Here is a 17,436-nt window from a genome sequence, read left to right as displayed (position 1 = left end):
CCATACATGACATCATGACGACTGGTTTTCGCTGGTATTCTCTCCGGCCAGCGAAGCCAGTCGTTTTAATATTTTCTGCAGTCGTTCCGGACTTTGCTCCGCCAGCCCCTTCAATATTTCCGCACTCTGCGCACTGAGAATTCGTGTGGTTGCCACCGCGGTTTCGTCTGTCGGCACAATGGTATGGGTTTTCTCGTTTTCATGCATTTTTGCGGCCAGCGCTGGATTAATCCTGATGTCGATTGCCGCCAATGATGGTAGTATTTGTGCGCGCAGAGCGGAAAGCAGGGCTGGTTGTTCATAACGTAGCCGCATCAGCCAGTTGGCGCTGGCGGTTTCCAGCACCAGCAGACCATGACGATAGTTGGCCACTCGGCAATACGAACGCAGCGCTGTTGGCAACAGAGCGTGCACCGCACGATTGAGTTTCAGCAGTGCGAGCGCACGTTGTTGAATATCATGCAGCGGGCCTGACCCGGTTTGCGATGCGCCATCGAAAAATGACTCCAGTGATTGTGGACGGTTATCACGCATAACGCAGGCTCCGACGGAAAGAAACTTGTGATTGGTATTTTAAATCGTTGGCGACAATTTGGCAGACGTTATTTCTGGCCTCACCTGCTGCTGGGCATGGTCGCGGCGACGCTCGGCCTGCCCGCCAACTTCACCGAATCACGCGATGCGTCTACCGCACCCAATTCCGCATCGGCGATCAGTCGTCCGAACGTATCTTATTTCAATCTCACCGATCTGGCGGCTTTAAAAGATTCCCGTCGCCGTTCGCTATTCAGTAATGATTTCTGGCATCAGCATGCCATCCGCACGGTGATTCGTCACCTGTCGTTTGCTTTTACTCCACCCGTTACCGTGGTTGAGGCGGCAGAGGCTTCCCGGTTACATCATCAGGTATTGCTGGAAACGCTGAATGCGCTGCTGACGCGCGAGGCGACACCGCACGCTGCTGCCAGCGCCGTTCTGGCGCCGACTCGTTTTTCACCTTCCCATCATGCCGGCCTGTGGCTGGCGCAGGTTCAGGGCATTCGCGCCGGGCCGCGCGCCTGACTTCGATAGTGTGCTGCACTATGGCAAGTAGCCGTAGATTCCTTTTCTGATGTCGTGCCAGCATCGATGGACTGGCATTGTTGAGATTAAAATTACTATGTTAATCAAGTTATTGACCAAAGTTTTCGGTAGCCGTAATGACCGTGCGTTGCGCCGTATGCGCAAAATTGTGGATGTGATCAATCGCCTCGAACCGGACATGGAGACGCTCTCTGATGATGAGCTGAAGGCGAAAACTCAGGTATTTCGTGACCGTATCAAGAAGGGCGAAACCCTCGAATCGTTGCTGCCGGAAGCTTTCGCGGTGGTGCGCGAAGCCAGTAAGCGTGTTTTTGGCATGCGTCACTTCGACGTACAGCTGATCGGCGGTATGGTGCTGAACGAGCGCTGCATCGCGGAAATGCGTACCGGTGAAGGTAAAACCCTGACCGCAACCCTGCCGGCGTACCTCAATGCGCTGACCGGCCGTGGCGTACATGTGGTGACCGTCAACGACTATCTGGCCCAGCGTGACGCCGAAAATAACCGCCCGCTGTTTGAATTCCTGGGGCTGTCCGTCGGCATCAACCTGCCGGGGATGCCGGCGCCGGCCAAACGCGAGGCCTACGCTGCCGATATTACCTACGGTACTAACAACGAATACGGTTTCGACTACCTGCGCGACAACATGGCGTTCAGCCCGGAAGAGCGCGTGCAGCGTGAACTGTATTACGCGCTGGTGGACGAAGTGGACTCCATCCTGATCGATGAAGCGCGTACCCCGCTGATCATCTCTGGTCCGGCAGAAGACAGCTCCGAACTGTATATGCGGGTGAACAAAATCATCCCGCACCTGATCCGTCAGGAGAAAGAGGATTCCGACACTTTCCAAGGCGAAGGCCATTTCTCGGTGGATGAGAAAGCCCGTCAGGTCAACCTGACCGAACGCGGTCTGGTCAAAATCGAAGAGTTGCTGGTGAAAGGCGGCATCATGGAAGAAGGCGAGTCGCTGTATTCGCCGGCCAACATCATGCTGATGCACCACGTGACGGCGGCGCTGCGCGCTCATGTGCTGTTTACCCGCGACGTCGACTACATTGTGAAAGACGACGAAGTCATTATCGTTGACGAACATACCGGCCGTACCATGCAGGGGCGTCGCTGGTCCGATGGCCTGCATCAGGCGGTGGAAGCCAAGGAAAACGTCAAGATCAACAACGAGAACCAGACGCTGGCCTCGATCACTTTCCAGAACTACTTCCGTATTTATGAGAAGCTGGCCGGGATGACCGGTACGGCAGATACCGAAGCGTTCGAATTCAGCTCGATTTATAAGCTGGATACTATCGTCGTGCCGACCAACCGCCCAATGATTCGTAAAGATCTGCCGGATCTGGTGTACATGACCGAGCAGGAAAAAATCGGCGCCATCATTGAAGATATCAAAGAGCGTACCGCCAAGGGGCAGCCGGTGCTGGTGGGGACTATTTCCATCGAAAAATCCGAAGTGGTATCGCACGCGCTGACCAAAGCCGGCATCAAACACAACGTGCTGAATGCCAAATTCCATGCGATGGAAGCGGATATCGTGGCTCAAGCCGGGCGCTCGGGGGCAGTGACTATCGCCACCAACATGGCGGGCCGTGGTACCGATATCGTGCTGGGCGGTAGCTGGCAGGCGGAAGTGGCAGAACAGGAAAATCCGGACGAAGCCCAAATCGCCGCTATTAAAGCTGAATGGCAGCGGCGTCATGATGACGTGCTGGCGGCAGGCGGCCTGCACATCATCGGCACCGAACGTCATGAGTCCCGCCGTATCGACAACCAGTTGCGTGGCCGTTCCGGCCGTCAGGGTGACGCGGGTTCTTCCCGTTTCTACCTGTCGATGGAAGATGCGCTGATGCGTATTTTTGCGTCGGATCGCGTTTCCAACATGATGCGCAAACTGGGGATGAAAGAAGGCGAAGCGATTGAGCACCCGTGGGTGACTAAGGCGATCGCCAATGCGCAACGCAAGGTGGAAAACCGCAACTTCGATATTCGTAAGCAACTGCTTGAGTACGATGATGTGGCTAATGACCAGCGCCGCGCTATCTATACCCAGCGCAACGAACTGCTGGATGCATCTGATATCAGCGAAACCATCAACAGTATTCGTGAAGACGTATTCAAGGTCACCATTGATGCCCATATCCCGCCCCAGTCGCTGGAGGAAATGTGGGATGTTCCGGGGCTGGAGCAGCGCCTGAAAAATGACTTTGATCTCGAACTACCGATCGCCGAATGGCTGGACAAGGAGCCGGATCTGCACGAAGAAACGCTGCGGGAACGTATCTACGCGCAGGCGGTGGAACTGTATGGCCGTAAGGAAGAGGTGGTCGGCAGCGATGTTATGCGCAACTTCGAGAAAGGCGTGATGCTGCAAACGCTGGATTCGCTGTGGAAAGAACATCTGGCGGCGATGGACTATCTGCGTCAGGGGATTCATCTGCGCGGGTATGCTCAGAAAGATCCGAAGCAGGAATACAAGCGTGAGTCGTTCGCAATGTTTGCTGCTATGCTGGAAGGCCTCAAGTATGAAGTGATCAGCACCCTGAGTAAGGTTCAGGTGCGGATGCCGGAAGAGGTCGAAGCGCTGGAACAGCAGCGCCGTGAAGAAGCTGAGCGTCTGGCCCGTCAGCAGCAATTGAGCCATCAGGATGAAGCGGGTTCACCGTATGCCGATCGCAAGATCGGTCGTAACGATCCGTGTCCGTGCGGCTCTGGCAAAAAATACAAGCAGTGCCACGGTCGCCTGCAGAAATAAGGCCGATAACGTAAAGATATATCAAATAAAAGGCGGTCATTGACCGCCTTTTCACTGGTTGAAAGGATAATGATGCAAAAAACTTTATCTGTGGCGGTGGGGATTATCCGGAATCCGCAGCGAGAGTTCTTCATTGCCTGCCGCCCGGCCGGGGTGCATATGGCCGGTAAATGGGAGTTTCCCGGCGGCAAAGTCGAAGAAGGTGAAACGCCGGAACAGGCGCTGGTGCGGGAACTGCACGAAGAAGTGGGGATTGAGGTGATCAATCCAACGCCGTTGGACAGCAAAACGTTTTCGGCGGGCGAACGCCTGATTACGCTGCACTTCTTCCTGGTGGAGCAATGGCGCGGCGAGCCGTATGGCCGTGAAGGCCAACCTTCGCGCTGGCTAACCGCTGATGAACTGGATGAGCAGGAATTTCCGCCCGCCAACGCCGAGATGATTCGCCGCCTGAAAGTGGGCATCGCCTGAATCCCCGCCGAGGATTGCGGTATTGCCGGCGATTCATGCCCTGAAGCCGGCATGAATCGCGATAGCAAATGGCGATAAGCGAATACCGGATTAGTGCTGCGTTTCGCTCCAGGCGTCGCTGTCGGAGACATCTTCCTCGCTGGGAATGCGTTTTTCCTCGTCGGCCCATTCCCCTAAATCGATCAACTGACAACGTTTGCTGCAAAACGGCCGATAAGGGCTATTTTCGCTCCATTCCACCGGTTTGGCGCAGGTAGGGCAATTTACAACGGTCATTTCGTTATCCACGGTACGTTCATCTCCAGAAAACAGGTCTCACTTAGCAACAAGCCAGTTCAAATGCCAGCCGCGCGGGCGTTTGTCCATCACTATCCAGCGGCAGGAAACGGATGGCGTAGCGAGTCTTGTGACCAGATATTTGTGGATAGATCTGGTGTTCAAGGGCAATTCGCAAACGCAGCAGGTCGGTATCGGTTGCATTATCCTGATAGAAACCGTTGAGGCTGATTTGTTCCCTGAAGGCGCCCGCATGGCGGATCAGCTCCAGTATGCTGTCGAGAGACCGCTTCAGTGGCGATACGCTATCCAGCCAGATGCCGATTTGCCGCTGTTTTTGCTCCGGCAACTGGTGCAACCAGATATGCAGCGTGGGCAAGTCGAAACTGCAGCATCCACCCGGCAGGCTCAGACGCTGCCGCACCATGCCGATTAACTTGTCTTCGCGTAATCCTTGCCCCATACGTGGAGCGGTAATCAGTTCACCCGACAGGTTTCGTAGCTTCTGACGCAGTGTGGTTATGCGCTCAATGTCTGCTTCCGGCAATTCGCCCCATTGCGCCAGTTTCTGTTGCTGTCGTTCCAGCTCTTTCAGCAGGTCAGGGCGGGCGTCCCCGCGTTCGAGAATATCCAGCAATTCCGCCACCGCGCGGAAGAAGGTCAGGGCAACGCCAATATCCTTCAACGCATGATTGTCGTACATCTGTTGCAGCAAAAACTCCAGGCGTAGCCAGGTACGCATTTTTTCATTCAGCGGATATTCAAAAAGAACTGTTGAGGAAACGTCACTCATTATGGGTCGTCCTGTCGGTTGCGGATGCGGCCAGCGTCAGATAATGCTGATGCAGCGTGGCAATCCGCGGAGCGAGTACGCTCGGATTGCTATTATTATCGATAATATCATCGGCGCAGGCCAACCGCTGTTCACGGCTGGCCTGCGACGCCAGAATGTTTTGCGCCTGGGCGCGGGAAACGCCATCCCGTGCCATGGTGCGTTGCAATTGGGTCTCCAGAGGGACATCCACCACCAGAATGCGCTGCGCCTGCCCTTGCAGCCGATTCTCTACCAACAAGGGAACCACCCATAACGCATAAGGGGTGGTAACGGCCGCTAACTGACGCCGGGTCTCCTGTTGAATCAACGGATGCAGCAGCGCGTTGAGCCAACGCTTGTCCTCCGGGTTGGAAAAAATGCGTTCTCGCAGGGCGTTTCGGTTCAGCGTGCCGTCTGGCTGTAATATCTCCCGACCAAAATACTCAACAATCGCTGCCAGAGCGGGCTGCCCAGGAGCAACCACCTGACGGGCGATCACGTCCGCGTCGACGATGGTGGCGCCTAGCGCTGCAAAGCCCTGAGCAACCGTACTTTTTCCGCTGCCTATACCGCCTGTCAGCGCGACGATGTATGCCATGGTAATCAACTGGAAATGGCTGGGTAAATTTACCGGATTCTAGCCCAAATCGAGGGAAAATCGCAGTCTTGCCGCCGGATTATTCGGGCGTATGATCATTATGGTTCGACGTGCTATTACCGGTTCTTTCTCTGACTCATCATTCTCACTTCATCAGGTTGTTCACCATGCGTATTGAAGAAGATATCAAGCTGGGTTTTAAAGATGTACTCATCCGTCCCAAGCGTTCTACGTTGAAAAGCCGTGCAGACGTGGAACTGACGCGTGAGTTTACCTTTCTACACGCTGGCTGCGGCTGGTCTGGCGTACCCATTATTGCTGCCAACATGGACACGGTGGGCACGTTCCAGATGGCGCGGGTACTGGCGTCGTTTGAGTTGTTGACTGCGGTGCACAAGCACTATTCAGTGGCCGAGTGGCGACAGTTTGTCGACAGTACACCCGCTGCCGTATTGCGTCATGTGATGGTATCAAGCGGCACGTCTGATGGTGATTTCGAGAACATGCGGCAGATTCTGGCGTTATCGCCGGAGCTGAAGTTTATCTGTATTGATGTGGCTAACGGGTATTCGGAGCATTTCGTCAACTTTGTGCAGAAAGCGCGTGAAGCCTTTCCTGATAAGGTGATTTGTGCCGGCAACGTGGTGACCGGAGAAATGGTGGAAGAGCTGCTATTGTCGGGGGCGGATATTATTAAGGTGGGGATCGGACCCGGCTCGGTTTGCACGACGAGGGTGAAAACCGGCGTTGGTTATCCGCAACTGTCGGCGGTGATCGAATGCGCCGATGCGGCACACGGTCTGGGGGGGCAGATTGTCAGCGACGGCGGCTGTACCGTGCCGGGCGATGTGGCCAAAGCCTTTGGCGGCGGCGCCGATTTCGTGATGCTGGGTGGCTTGCTGGCGGCGCACGAAGAGTGCGGCGGCGATATCATTGAAGAGGACGGCCGGAAAATGATGCTGTTTTACGGCATGAGTTCCACCTCCGCGATGGAACGGCATGTCGGCGGCGTTGCTGAGTACCGTGCGGCGGAAGGCAAGACGGTACGTCTGCCATTGCGCGGTCCGGTAGAACATACCGTGCGCGATATTCTCGGCGGGTTGCGCTCTGCCTGTACTTACGTGGGTGCGTCACGCCTGAAGGAGCTGACCAAGCGCACGACCTTCATTCGGGTCGTCGAGCAGGAAAATCGGGTGTTTAACGGCTGACCCCCCTGCTGATATATCCCACCTATTCGCGTTGCAGGACAGCCAACGCGCCGGCAACGTGAAGTGTATGACGTGAACTTGAGGTGTGACGTGGATATGTACTGGCGAGCTCAGGCGCCTGCCAGTACATTCCCTAACTGGAAAATCGGCAGATACATGGCGATGACCAGTGTTCCCACCAGCCCGCCGACAATAACCAGTAACAGCGGTTCCAGCGTTTGCGTCAGTGTGTCCGCAAATTGCCGGGTATGATTCTCATACCAGCCTGCCAGCCGGGCAAACAACTGATCCAGCGCGCCGGTTTCTTCCCCGACACTCACGAGTTGATGGCAAGGGGCAGGATAGAGCAACGGATCATCATGGATAGCTTGTCCGAGCGGAATGCCCTGTTCAAGCCGGCTTTTGATCTCAGCGAGCGATTGCCGATAAACCGGGTTATTCAGCGTTGCGGCGGCGCTCAGACCGGAAGGCAGCGTCAATCCCGCCTGCTGCGTCATCGCCAGAGTATGAAAGATTTGGCTCAGGCAATGGCCTCGTACCAGAGTAGATAGCAGCGGTAGCTTCAGCAGTAGCCGTTGCTCCCGTTTTTGCCATTCCACTTTTTGCCGGCGTATTTGCCGGTAGCCCAGTAATATCACCACGGGAAGGGTGACGAGCAGCACACCGTGACGACTCAGCGCATCCGATAATCTCAGCATCATACGGGTCAGCCAGGGGAGCGGCGCATCAAATGAGGCGTACAACCCGGCGAATTCCGGTAATACCAGCGTTAACATCAGCAGGGCGACCAGTAGCCCCACTGTAATTACAAAGGCCGGATAGCGCAGGGCCTTGATCACCTTCCCGGTCAACTGGCGCTGGTTTTCCTGATAGTTTGCCAGTCGGGCGCAGCAGTCATCCAGTTTCCCGGTCAGTTCGCCGACAGACACCAGCGAACTGCACATCATCGGAAAGGCGGCGGGATAATCGGCCAATACTTCCGATAACGCGCGCCCCTGTGCGACCTGCTGGCGGATTTCCTGCAACAGGCAGCGCCAGCCCGCTTTTTCGTGCTGGCGGCCAAGCAGGTCCAGCGCATCCAGTAACGGCAATCCGGCCTGCAGCAATGTCGCCAGTTGCCGGATGATGACCGAGAGCTGAGGGCCTCGCCAGTAACGCGGCGTCAGGTATTGCCCGGTTTTGAGGCGCAAAGGCTGGTAGCCGAGTTCCAGCAGATACTGGTAAATCTCATTCCGGCTAGTCCCGATGCGTTCACCGGCGCAGAATTCGCCATCGCTGCGAAGCGCTTGCCAGTAATAGAGTTTCTGTACGGCCATCATTTGCCCTTATTCAATGCTCTCACCCACCACCCGATAGACTTCCTCCAGCGAGGTGATGCCTTCGTGAACCAATGACAGCCCGGCGGATAGCAGCCCGGTTTCCCGTTGCAGGGATAGTGGCTGGTTGCTGTCGGACCATGATGCGGAGCCGGACAATACGGAACCAGATAATGCGGAACCAGACAGCGTCTGCTGAAGCGCTGGCGTGACTGGCAGCAGTTCATAAAGCGCCGACCGGCCGTAATATCCGGAAAAACAGTGTTCGCACCCTGTCGCCCGCCATTGCCGTAACGGGCCTTGCCACAGCTTGTCAGGCAAGGCTGTCGTCTCTTCGCTCAACTGGCGGCAATGCGGGCATAATCGTCTGACCAGCCGCTGGGCGATCACCAGCTTGAGGGCGGCGGCCAGCAGATAACCGGGAATTCCCAAATGCCCCAGACGGACCAGCGTGTCGGCAGCGGAGTTGGTATGCAGGGTAGAGAGCACCAGATGGCCAGTTTGCGCTGCTTTGACGGCAATCTCTGCCGTCTCGGCATCGCGGATTTCGCCAATCATAATCACGTCCGGATCCTGACGCAGCAGGGCGCGCAGTACCCGAGCGAAATCCAGCTGACTTTGGGTATGAATTGCGGTCTGATTGATGCCGGCCAGCGGAATCTCAACGGGGTCCTCCACACTGCAAATATTGCGGCTGACGTCATTTAGCCAGCGGATGGCGCTGTACAGTGTGAACGTCTTACCGCTGCCGGTGGGGCCGGTAACCAGAATCAACCCTTGAGGCAAACTCAGCGTCCGTTTGAATTGCTGCAACGCGTGGGCGGGCAGGCCCAGCGCATCCAGTTCCAGAGCCTGCTGTTGTGTCTGCAGGACTCTTAGCACCACTTTCTCGCCGCCCTGAACCGGCAACGTGGCGATGCGCAGCGAGTAAGCATGTTGATCCAGCCGCAGGCTGAACTGACCGTCCTGCGGCAAACGTCGCTCGGCGATATTGAGTTTTCCCATGATTTTGAGCCGGGCAATCAGTCGCCCGGCCAGTGAATCCGGTGCGGACGGGATTTCATGCAACACCCCGTCAATACGCAATCTGACACGGTAACCGGCAGGCAACGGCTCGAAATGGATGTCAGACGCGCGCCGCTGGATCGCCAGTTTCAGCGTCTGATTGATGAACTGGACCACCGGCGCGTCATCGGGTTCGTCTAATGTTGGTGCGGTAGTCTGATAAGGCACGATGGTTTCTTCGGCCTGCGGCGAGGTAAGCTGTTGTTCCAGCCGCGCGGCGGGCCATTGCTCGACCAGAACTCGTCGGTGGCTGGCGAAACGCAGCGCGGCAACCAGCTCTTCTGCTACCAGACCGGCCACGGCGATGGAAACCACCTGCTCATCCATATCCAGCAGCAGGGCGTGATAGCGTCGACAAAGTAATTGCAACTCATGTTGTAACGCGTTGTGAGTCATGATCATCACCCACCTGTAGCGTCAAAACGAAAGACGTCTTCACATGCCTGACGCAGGTTATCTGCGTTGGCGCCGGTCTGGCAGGCCCTCGTCCAGCGGGAAGCGCCGTTCTGAGTATCCAGCGAGGGCGTCATGACGACGCTCAGCCCTTGCAGTGTCGACTGGCCGGTCAGGGTAATGATGCCCTGATTGACCGTGATCGCACTGACATAACGCGATGTGGTTGGCGTTGGAATCCCCTGGCTGCCCGCGCTGCACCCGTCCAGCCCCGCGTTACTGAGGCTGCAGAGATCCACAGCGGTTTTATAGGCGCTCATGGTTTGCAGCATGTCGGTCATGGCGGCTTTTTGCAGATAGCCCTGATACGCCGGGATCCCCAGCGCGCTCAGGATGGCGATGATGACGATGACCACCATCAGTTCAATAAGTGAAAATCCTTGTTGTGTCATGTTATTGGTTCCCTGGTGTGGCTGGTGGCGGCAGGATAACGACAAGAGGCGTGGCTGGCGACGGCCAGGTTTTCAATCAGGAATCCGCTACGAAAACCAGGAGTGCAACGATTGGAGGTTGCAGAAAACAGGCGCGCTCGCTCGCAGAATGATGGGGTAAAGCGAAAAAGACGTTAGCGAAAAGGCAAGGAAGGCAGCAGGATAACCACCAACCCGGAGACGCCGGGCTGATGGAGTAGAACCGTGATGGAACGCGAAGAGCTAACTAAAACGCATCGACAGATCGAGCGCCTGCACATGTTTGGTCAGCGCGCCGACCGAGATATAGTCAACGCCGGTGGCGGCGTAATCCGGCAGCGTTTGCAGCGTCACGTTGCCGGAAACTTCCAGCAGCGCACGGCCATTCGTCAGTGTTACCGCTTCGCGGATGCCTTCCAGCGTGAAGTTATCCAGCATGATGATATCCGCGCCGGCGCTCAGCGCTTGTTGCAGTTCATCCAGCGTCTCCACCTCGACTTCCACCGGCACATCACCGCGCAGCTGGAAGGCTTGCTCGACAGCCTGTTTGATGGAACCGGCGGCGATAATGTGGTTTTCCTTGATCAGAAACGCATCCGACAGGCCGAGACGGTGGTTGCTGCCGCCGCCGCACAGTACCGCGTATTTAAGTGCGGTGCGCAGACCGGGCAACGTTTTGCGTGTGTCCAGCAATCGGGTGTGAGTACCCGCCAGCTGCGCCACATAGCGGCTGACTTCAGTTGCCACGCCGGACAGCGTTTGCAGGAAATTCAGTGCGGTGCGTTCACCGGTGAGCAGTACGCGGGACGGGCCGCGCAGCCGGCACAGCGGCTGATTTTCCGTCAGAACATCACCGTCGCGGACCAGCCAGTCGATGGCGATGTGACCGCCCAACTGACGAAACACTTCGTCCAGCCAGCGCTGCCCGCAGAAAACGCCGGCTTCGCGGGTAATGATCACCGCGTTGGCCTGCGTTTCCGCCGGCAACAGTTGCGCGGTGATATCGCGCTCCGCGCTGACATCGCCACCGAGGTCTTCACGTAATGCCAGGCTTACGCCGACGGGGATATCCTGCTCAATGCGGCTGAAAAGTTCAGCCTGACGCTGTTCCTGACTATAACGACGTGTTGTCATCATTTTGCTCCGACTTGCTCCGACGGAAATCCTGAATTCGTGCCGCCCCGGTTAGTAGGCGGCGGTTACATTAAATATTTATATCATTCAACGTATTGTTTGAGTTTATTTGGTATCCCGGCTATGACCGGGATACGCAATGGTGGAGGATTAGAAGTTGTAACCGGCCACCAGGTAATAGCCCCATCCAGTGGAGCGGACATTGAACGGGCCACGGCCGAAATCCAGCTCGGTGCCATCGGCCCACTGACCGCCATTATGGAAGTAACGGGCGACGACCGAGTAGTGCCAGTGATCATAATTCAACGCCAGAATATGGCTGGAGGCAATCGCATTGCTGGTGCGGGACGGACCGGCGTTATTAGCCAGGTCGGAGCCGAAGTCGAAGTTGGTGAAGCCGATATAGGTCAGCTTGCCGCCCCACAATGAGGTAATCGGGTAAAAGTATTTGATTTTGAAACGGTAGCCATCCCACCGATCTTCATTCGGCGCGCCGTAGTTCTGCCCCTGATACTTGGCATAGATATTGGCGGACAGGGACAGGTCGGTTCCGGTATCGATATCGGTTCCCAGACCTACGTACCAGGTGCTCTGGCGCGAGTCGTTATTTTGGCCTTGATCGTAGATGATGTTGTTGGCGACGTACCACTCTTTGAATGGCCCGAAGCCCAGTTGGGTATTGGTCAGTTTATCAATGGAAAAACGCGGTTCGATCTCCATGAACAGCGGAGAGCCTTTGTCCCAGATGCCGCGATCTGGCGTGTTGCCGGCGCCAAAGACTTTCGGCACGTCGACATAGCCATAGAAGTCAAACCAGTCTTTATGGGCGAAAGCTTCATATTCCAGATACAAATCATTGTTTAACTGAGGTCCGAAACGAGTGTGATAGCTGCCCACCACATTGATGCTCTGGTGCCACCAGTCGGAGAGGTATTGCGGGGAATTCCCGTCGGCAAGGGTAGGTAAACTGTACGACAGTGTACTGATTGCACAGGCGGCAAGGATTTTTTTCATGGCGATTCTCTGTATTGCCAGAACCGTTGTCAGCCGCCTGGCGTGTACAGCCTGACCAGCGGATAGCGATTCGGAGCGTGATAACAAAACTGTAATAACAAACATAAGTGCTGAGAAACTTTCCGGCGATGCGCAGTGACGAAAACGTTTGCCTGCGGTGGCGCGCGCGTCGGGTGCCTGTCGGAAAGAAGGGGCGCAGCATACCAGAAGAAGAGAAGAACATCATGGTTTGTGTGCGTATCCAGGCGTGGTCCTGGCGGATAAGTCGGAATGCTTTTTTTAACACGTCAGGAACATGATGGATGCGGTAAGATGGTCGGCATGATGAGTGCGATCAGTCGGTTAGACGGTGTAACGCCTTGCCCGGATTGAGCATGATATAAACAGGTCGGGTGGGCGACGATCGTTTGCTGAATGGCATGTCAGAGAAAAGGAGCGTTGATGAAAGTGGAGCATGGCTGGCTGACAGACGTCAGACACGTTCTGTCGCCGCATCAGGATGACCGCCCGGGAGGCGAGTTGCCTTCTCTGCTGGTGATTCACAACATCAGCCTGCCTCCGGGCGAATTCGGCGGGCCTTATATCGATCAACTGTTTACCGGTACGCTGGATGGGGGAGCGCATCCCTATTTTGCCTCAATATGCCACCTGCGGGTGTCGGCGCACTGCCTGATTCGCCGCGACGGCGAAATCGTAGAGTATGTGGCGTTCGATCAGCGGGCCTGGCATGCCGGAGTGTCACAGTTTGACGGGCGAGAGCGCTGTAACGATTTCGCCATCGGCATTGAACTGGAAGGCACCGATACGCTGCCGTTTACCACAGAGCAGTATGCGCGGCTGGCGGAAGTGACCCGGCTGCTGAGCGCGACCTATGGCATTACGCCAGCTCGTATTACCGGGCATAGCGATATCGCGCCGGGACGCAAGACCGACCCCGGTCCCATGTTCGACTGGGCGCGGTATCAACGGTTATGGCAGACACAGCCGGAACAAGGGGAGTAACCACTGATGACGTTGTTTAGCCTATTGCTGGTTCTGGGGTGGGAGCGGTTGTTTAAACGTGGCGATCATTGGCAACTGGATCACCATCTGGAACGGGTGTTCCGTCATCTTTCCGCACCATCGCTGGTACAGACTTTGCTGCTGGCTATCGCCGGAATGGTGACGGTGCTGGCGGCGCAGTGGCTGCTTAGCGGATGGCTATTCGGCTTGCCGCTGTTGTTATTATGGATTGTGGTTGGGCTGCTGTGCATCGGCGCCGGGGAAACGCGGCAGCACTATCATCGCTATATTCAGGCCGCCCAGCGTGGCGAGGCGGATGCCTGCCGGGAAATGGCCGAGGAGCTGGCGCTGATTCACGGCCTGCCGTTGGATGCCAGCGAACGTGAACGGCTAAAAGAATTGCAGAACGCGTTGCTGTGGCTGAATTTCCGTTTTTATCTGGCGCCATTGTTCTGGTTTGTGGCTGCCGGCCCTTACGGCCCGGTGGCGCTGGTCGGTTACTCGGTGCTGCGCGCACGGCAATGCTGCCTGGCCCGTCATCACACGCCGCTGGAGCGGGCGAATTCCGGCGTCGATACTTTACTGCACTGGCTGGACTGGATCCCGGTGCGGCTGGCTGGCGCGGCCTATGCGCTGCTGGGGCATGGCGAGAAGGCGCTGCCGGCCTGGTTTGCCGCCATGATGGACGTGCGTTCTTCCCAATACTGGGTATTGACGCAACTGGCGCAATTTTCACTGGAGCGAGAGACGCATAGCGATCCGATTTCCACCCCGAGGGCGGCGGTGTCGCTGGCGAAGAAGGTAACGCTGGTGCTGGTTGTCGTCGTGGCGCTGCTGACTATTTACGGTACGCTGGTATAACGCAGGGGTGGAATAACGCAGGCGCGGGGTGAAAACATCATGGCCGCCGACGCGGCCATGATAGAAGTGTTAAGGTTTAGCGACGCTTTTTGAAGCGATAACCGATGCCCAGCACCGCCAGCCAGACCGGGATCAGTAAGACAGAGATCTGAATTCCCGGCGTCAGATACATGATCACCAGAATACCGGCCATAAATGCCAGACACAGATAGTTGCCGAACGGGAACCACAGCGCTTTAAACCGGGTCTGAACCCCTTCGCGCTCTTTACTGGCGCGGAATTTCAGGTGCGCCAGACTGATCATCGCCCAGTTGATGACCAGTGCGGACACCACCAGCGCCATCAGCAGCTCAAACGCTTTGCCGGGCAATACATAGTTGATCAGCACGCACAGCGCGGTTGCCAGCGCAGAAACGCCAATCGCCACTACCGGCACGCCGCGACGGTCTACTTTCAGCAGCGATTGCGGGCCGTTCCCCTGCTTGGCCAGGCCGTACAGCATGCGGCTGTTGCAGTAGACACAGCTGTTGTATACCGACAGCGCCGCCGTCAGTACCACGATATTCAGGATATTGGCGACCAGCTCACTGTTCAGCGCGTGGAAAATCATCACGAACGGGCTACCGCCTTCGACCACTTTACCCCACGGATAGAGCGACAGCAGAACGGTCAGCGAACCGATATAGAAAATCAGGATGCGATAAATCACCTGATTGGTGGCGCGGGGAATGCTTTCTTCCGGTTTGTCTGCTTCTGCGGCGGTAATCCCCACCAGCTCCAGCCCGCCAAAAGAGAACATGATCACCGCCATCGCCATAACCAAACCGACGACGCCGTTGGGGAAGAAGCCGCCTTGCGCCCAGAGGTTGGTGACGGTGGCTTCCGGTCCGCCGTGACCGCTCAGCAGCAGCCAGCCGCCGAACGCGATCATGCCGACAATCGCCACGACCTTGATAATCGCGAACCAGAATTCCAGTTCGCCGTACATTTTTACGTTGGCAAGATTAATGGCGTTAATCAGCACGAAGAACACCGCGGCGGAAACCCAGGTGGGAATGTCCGGCCACCAGTACTGAACGTAGATGCCGACGGCGCTCAGCTCCGCCATCGCCACCAACACGTAGAGCACCCAGTAGTTCCAGCCGGAGGCGAAACCAGCAAAGTTGCCCCAGTATTTATAGGCGAAGTGGCTAAACGAACCGGCCACCGGTTCTTCCACTACCATTTCGCCCAACTGGCGCATGATGAAAAACGCGATCAGACCGCCGATCGCATAACCCAGCAGGACGGACGGCCCGGCCATTTTGATTGTTTGCGCGATCCCAAGAAACAGCCCGGTACCAACCGCACCCCCCAGAGCAATCAACTGTATATGACGGTTTTTCAGGCCGCGCTGCAGCGTACCGTCTTGTTGATCTTGCATACTTTTACCCTCTGCCGATGAAAAGACAAACCGTTCACCGACGGTGTGGCGCGGGCTGGCGTTTGTCTTTTTACGTATGTGTAATTTTATATTTACGACGCTGACAAACCTAAATCGCCGCCAACGCTATCGCGCGTCAGAGAATAGTGATAAGCGCAGATAATTGCACTGATTTCTTGCGAGGCACGACATAAAAGTGTGATGTCATGATCACCGTCATCTGTACGGTATGGGGGCGCTATTTTATCGTGGCGTGGACAGGAAGCGGTGTGGTTGCCTTATCCATGTCATACAGCTGCGATATGTTAGAAATATTGCTGAATAAGACGATGGCGAGTTACATTCATTTTGAATTCTTATGCTTTTATTTTGAATTTAAATGCTAATTGTTGCGGGTTGAACGGTTCAGCTTTGCCTGATTAGGGTTTCAAAAAAGTTAAAACGCCCGGGCTTCAAGAATGGTCATACCACTGACCGATTCGTGCTTTTGCCACAAGATTGTGGGCATTTGTTAAAAAGTGAGGTGATTGGTGATTTCGCACAACGTCCGTATGGACAGAAGGTGAATACTTTGTTACTTTGTGCGTCACGTTTTTAAAATTGGTATTACCAATTGACTCCGCGCTTTTTCGCCGGGAAGAATCCACATGGCCTACAGCAAGATCCGTCAGCCCAAACTGTCAGATGTGATTGAACAGCAACTGGAGTTTCTGATCCTTGAGGGAACCTTGCGCCCCGGAGAGAAACTGCCGCCGGAACGCGAACTGGCAAAACAGTTTGATGTTTCCCGTCCCTCGCTGCGCGAGGCGATTCAACGGCTGGAAGCCAAAGGTTTGCTGTTGCGCCGTCAGGGCGGCGGCACCTTTGTGCAGAATAACCTCTGGCAGAGCGTTAGCGATCCGCTGGCGGAACTGTTGAGTAATCACCCCGAAGCTCAGTTCGACCTCCTCGAAACCCGTCATGCCCTTGAAGGCATCGCCGCTTATTACGCCGCCTTACGCGGCACTGAAGAAGATCTGCAGCGCATCCGCGATTGCCATGCCCAGATTGAAACCGCGCGCGAAGCCAGTGACCTGGAAGGGGAGTCCGAGGCCGTCATGCACTATCAAGTGGCGGTGACCGAGGCCGCGCATAACGTAGTGCTGTTGCACCTGTTACGCTGTATGGGACCGATGCTCGAACAGAACGTCAGACAGAATTTTGAGTTGCTTTATCTGAGTCGTGAAGTTCTGACGCAGGTGAGTAGCCATCGTGCCAGGATTTTTGAGGCGATTGTCGCCCGTGAGCCGGAAAAGGCGCGCGAAGCATCACATCGTCACCTGGCATTTATCGAGGAAGTATTGCTGGAACTTAACCGGGAACATAGTCGGCGGGAACGTTCGTTGCGCCGGCTCCAGCAACGCAAGGATTAGGCCGCCATCTGGCGGCCGTGTGCGGCAACAAGACGAAGGGCCTGTCTTCCTGCGCTTTCTCCGGCAGGAACAGAACGCAGGAAGACAGGCTCCAGACAAATCCACTGATTAGAAACAGATAAGGAATACACC

General features: G+C 56.0%; 17 protein-coding genes. 7 read left to right on the top strand and 10 right to left on the bottom strand.

Features of this window, described 5'->3' with window-relative positions:
- Positions 1 to 12: 12 nt before the first annotated feature.
- Complete coding sequence (locus DDA898_RS18050) at positions 13 to 534, bottom strand: DUF721 domain-containing protein (RefSeq protein ID WP_038911954.1); 522 nt, start codon at positions 532 to 534, stop codon at positions 13 to 15.
- 27 nt (positions 535 to 561) lie between these two features.
- Here DDA898_RS18050 and secM point away from each other — a divergent pair, with 27 nt between their 5' ends.
- The 3 genes from secM to mutT all read left to right on the top strand — a co-directional run bounded on the left by secM (position 562) and on the right by mutT (position 4,318).
- Entirely contained in the window at positions 562 to 1,062 is a 501-nt protein-coding gene (gene secM, locus DDA898_RS18045; RefSeq protein ID WP_038902079.1) for a secA translation cis-regulator SecM, read from the top strand.
- A gap of 97 nt (positions 1,063 to 1,159) precedes the next feature.
- Complete coding sequence (gene secA / locus DDA898_RS18040) at positions 1,160 to 3,847, top strand: preprotein translocase subunit SecA (protein ID WP_038911953.1); 2,688 nt, start codon at positions 1,160 to 1,162, stop codon at positions 3,845 to 3,847.
- A 69-nt stretch (positions 3,848 to 3,916) separates the two neighbouring features.
- Entirely contained in the window at positions 3,917 to 4,318 is a 402-nt protein-coding gene (mutT, locus tag DDA898_RS18035; RefSeq protein WP_081639263.1) for an 8-oxo-dGTP diphosphatase MutT, read from the top strand.
- 90 nt (positions 4,319 to 4,408) lie between these two features.
- Here mutT and yacG read toward each other — a convergent pair whose 3' ends face one another.
- Genes yacG through coaE form a run of 3 tightly spaced genes read right to left on the bottom strand, consistent with a single transcriptional unit; the run spans position 4,409 to position 6,006 of the window.
- Entirely contained in the window at positions 4,409 to 4,594 is a 186-nt protein-coding gene (gene yacG, locus DDA898_RS18030; protein ID WP_071604607.1) for a DNA gyrase inhibitor YacG, read from the bottom strand.
- A 43-nt stretch (positions 4,595 to 4,637) separates the two neighbouring features.
- On the bottom strand, positions 4,638 to 5,387 hold the full coding sequence (zapD, locus tag DDA898_RS18025; RefSeq protein WP_038911951.1) for a cell division protein ZapD: 750 nt from the start codon (positions 5,385 to 5,387) through the stop codon (positions 4,638 to 4,640).
- On the bottom strand, positions 5,380 to 6,006 hold the full coding sequence (gene coaE, locus DDA898_RS18020; protein WP_038902075.1) for a dephospho-CoA kinase: 627 nt from the start codon (positions 6,004 to 6,006) through the stop codon (positions 5,380 to 5,382). The genes zapD and coaE overlap by 8 nt, the downstream gene beginning before the upstream one ends.
- Before the next feature lie 167 nt (positions 6,007 to 6,173).
- Here coaE and DDA898_RS18015 point away from each other — a divergent pair, with 167 nt between their 5' ends.
- A complete protein-coding gene (locus DDA898_RS18015) occupies positions 6,174 to 7,214 on the top strand; it encodes a GMP reductase (RefSeq protein ID WP_038911950.1) in 1,041 nt (346 codons plus the stop codon).
- Positions 7,215 to 7,324: 110 nt separating this feature from the next.
- On the opposite strand, the gene hofC is transcribed toward DDA898_RS18015, so the two are convergent.
- From hofC to DDA898_RS17990, 5 genes are all read right to left on the bottom strand, one after another.
- Complete coding sequence (hofC, locus tag DDA898_RS18010) at positions 7,325 to 8,530, bottom strand: protein transport protein HofC (protein WP_038912645.1); 1,206 nt, start codon at positions 8,528 to 8,530, stop codon at positions 7,325 to 7,327.
- 9 nt (positions 8,531 to 8,539) lie between these two features.
- A complete protein-coding gene (gspE, locus tag DDA898_RS18005) occupies positions 8,540 to 9,991 on the bottom strand; it encodes a type II secretion system protein GspE (protein WP_038912644.1) in 1,452 nt (483 codons plus the stop codon).
- Between the two features lie 5 nt (positions 9,992 to 9,996).
- Positions 9,997 to 10,440 carry a prepilin peptidase-dependent pilin gene (ppdD, locus tag DDA898_RS18000; RefSeq protein WP_038911948.1) on the bottom strand — a complete coding sequence of 148 codons (444 nt, stop codon included), beginning with the start codon at positions 10,438 to 10,440 and terminating at the stop codon, positions 9,997 to 9,999.
- A gap of 261 nt (positions 10,441 to 10,701) precedes the next feature.
- Positions 10,702 to 11,592 (bottom strand): carboxylating nicotinate-nucleotide diphosphorylase, encoded by an 891-nt coding sequence (gene nadC, locus DDA898_RS17995; RefSeq protein WP_038912643.1) that lies wholly within the window; start codon positions 11,590 to 11,592, stop codon positions 10,702 to 10,704.
- 150 nt (positions 11,593 to 11,742) lie between these two features.
- Positions 11,743 to 12,606 carry a nucleoside-specific channel-forming protein Tsx gene (locus tag DDA898_RS17990; protein WP_013319447.1) on the bottom strand — a complete coding sequence of 288 codons (864 nt, stop codon included), beginning with the start codon at positions 12,604 to 12,606 and terminating at the stop codon, positions 11,743 to 11,745.
- 441 nt (positions 12,607 to 13,047) lie between these two features.
- On the opposite strand from DDA898_RS17990, the gene ampD reads away from it, so the two are divergent.
- On the top strand, positions 13,048 to 13,608 hold the full coding sequence (gene ampD, locus DDA898_RS17985; protein ID WP_038911947.1) for a 1,6-anhydro-N-acetylmuramyl-L-alanine amidase AmpD: 561 nt from the start codon (positions 13,048 to 13,050) through the stop codon (positions 13,606 to 13,608).
- A gap of 6 nt (positions 13,609 to 13,614) precedes the next feature.
- The gene (gene ampE, locus DDA898_RS17980) at positions 13,615 to 14,469 is read left to right on the top strand and encodes a beta-lactamase regulator AmpE (RefSeq protein WP_013319445.1); all 855 of its coding nucleotides are present in this window, start codon (positions 13,615 to 13,617) and stop codon (positions 14,467 to 14,469) included.
- A 76-nt stretch (positions 14,470 to 14,545) separates the two neighbouring features.
- Here the strand turns inward: ampE and DDA898_RS17975 are convergent, their stop codons facing one another.
- The gene (locus DDA898_RS17975; RefSeq protein ID WP_038911946.1) at positions 14,546 to 15,892 is read right to left on the bottom strand and encodes an amino acid permease; all 1,347 of its coding nucleotides are present in this window, start codon (positions 15,890 to 15,892) and stop codon (positions 14,546 to 14,548) included.
- 647 nt (positions 15,893 to 16,539) lie between these two features.
- Here DDA898_RS17975 and pdhR point away from each other — a divergent pair.
- Positions 16,540 to 17,304 (top strand): pyruvate dehydrogenase complex transcriptional repressor PdhR, encoded by a 765-nt coding sequence (gene pdhR, locus DDA898_RS17970; RefSeq protein ID WP_013319443.1) that lies wholly within the window; start codon positions 16,540 to 16,542, stop codon positions 17,302 to 17,304.
- The last annotated feature ends 132 nt before the right edge of the window (positions 17,305 to 17,436 follow it).

The sequence above is a fragment of the Dickeya dadantii NCPPB 898 genome (genome assembly GCF_000406145.1).
GTDB lineage: Bacteria > Pseudomonadota > Gammaproteobacteria > Enterobacterales > Enterobacteriaceae > Dickeya > Dickeya dadantii.
Note: the sequence above shows the minus strand (reverse complement) of the source record. Positions and strands in the feature narration are given on the sequence as shown.

Coding starts and splice junctions, on each gene's coding strand:
- zapD (WP_038911951.1), bottom strand. CDS start 5,387: ATGAGTGACGTTTCCTCAACAGTTCTTTTTGAATATCCGCTGAATGAA.
- secA (WP_038911953.1), top strand. CDS start 1,160: ATGTTAATCAAGTTATTGACCAAAGTTTTCGGTAGCCGTAATGACCGT.
- gspE (WP_038912644.1), bottom strand. CDS start 9,991: ATGACTCACAACGCGTTACAACATGAGTTGCAATTACTTTGTCGACGC.
- yacG (WP_071604607.1), bottom strand. CDS start 4,594: ATGACCGTTGTAAATTGCCCTACCTGCGCCAAACCGGTGGAATGGAGC.
- coaE (WP_038902075.1), bottom strand. CDS start 6,006: ATGGCATACATCGTCGCGCTGACAGGCGGTATAGGCAGCGGAAAAAGT.
- nadC (WP_038912643.1), bottom strand. CDS start 11,592: ATGACAACACGTCGTTATAGTCAGGAACAGCGTCAGGCTGAACTTTTC.
- mutT (WP_081639263.1), top strand. CDS start 3,917: ATGATGCAAAAAACTTTATCTGTGGCGGTGGGGATTATCCGGAATCCG.
- DDA898_RS18050 (WP_038911954.1), bottom strand. CDS start 534: ATGCGTGATAACCGTCCACAATCACTGGAGTCATTTTTCGATGGCGCA.
- ppdD (WP_038911948.1), bottom strand. CDS start 10,440: ATGACACAACAAGGATTTTCACTTATTGAACTGATGGTGGTCATCGTC.
- ampD (WP_038911947.1), top strand. CDS start 13,048: ATGAAAGTGGAGCATGGCTGGCTGACAGACGTCAGACACGTTCTGTCG.
- DDA898_RS17990 (WP_013319447.1), bottom strand. CDS start 12,606: ATGAAAAAAATCCTTGCCGCCTGTGCAATCAGTACACTGTCGTACAGT.
- DDA898_RS18015 (WP_038911950.1), top strand. CDS start 6,174: ATGCGTATTGAAGAAGATATCAAGCTGGGTTTTAAAGATGTACTCATC.
- pdhR (WP_013319443.1), top strand. CDS start 16,540: ATGGCCTACAGCAAGATCCGTCAGCCCAAACTGTCAGATGTGATTGAA.
- ampE (WP_013319445.1), top strand. CDS start 13,615: ATGACGTTGTTTAGCCTATTGCTGGTTCTGGGGTGGGAGCGGTTGTTT.
- DDA898_RS17975 (WP_038911946.1), bottom strand. CDS start 15,892: ATGCAAGATCAACAAGACGGTACGCTGCAGCGCGGCCTGAAAAACCGT.
- hofC (WP_038912645.1), bottom strand. CDS start 8,530: ATGGCCGTACAGAAACTCTATTACTGGCAAGCGCTTCGCAGCGATGGC.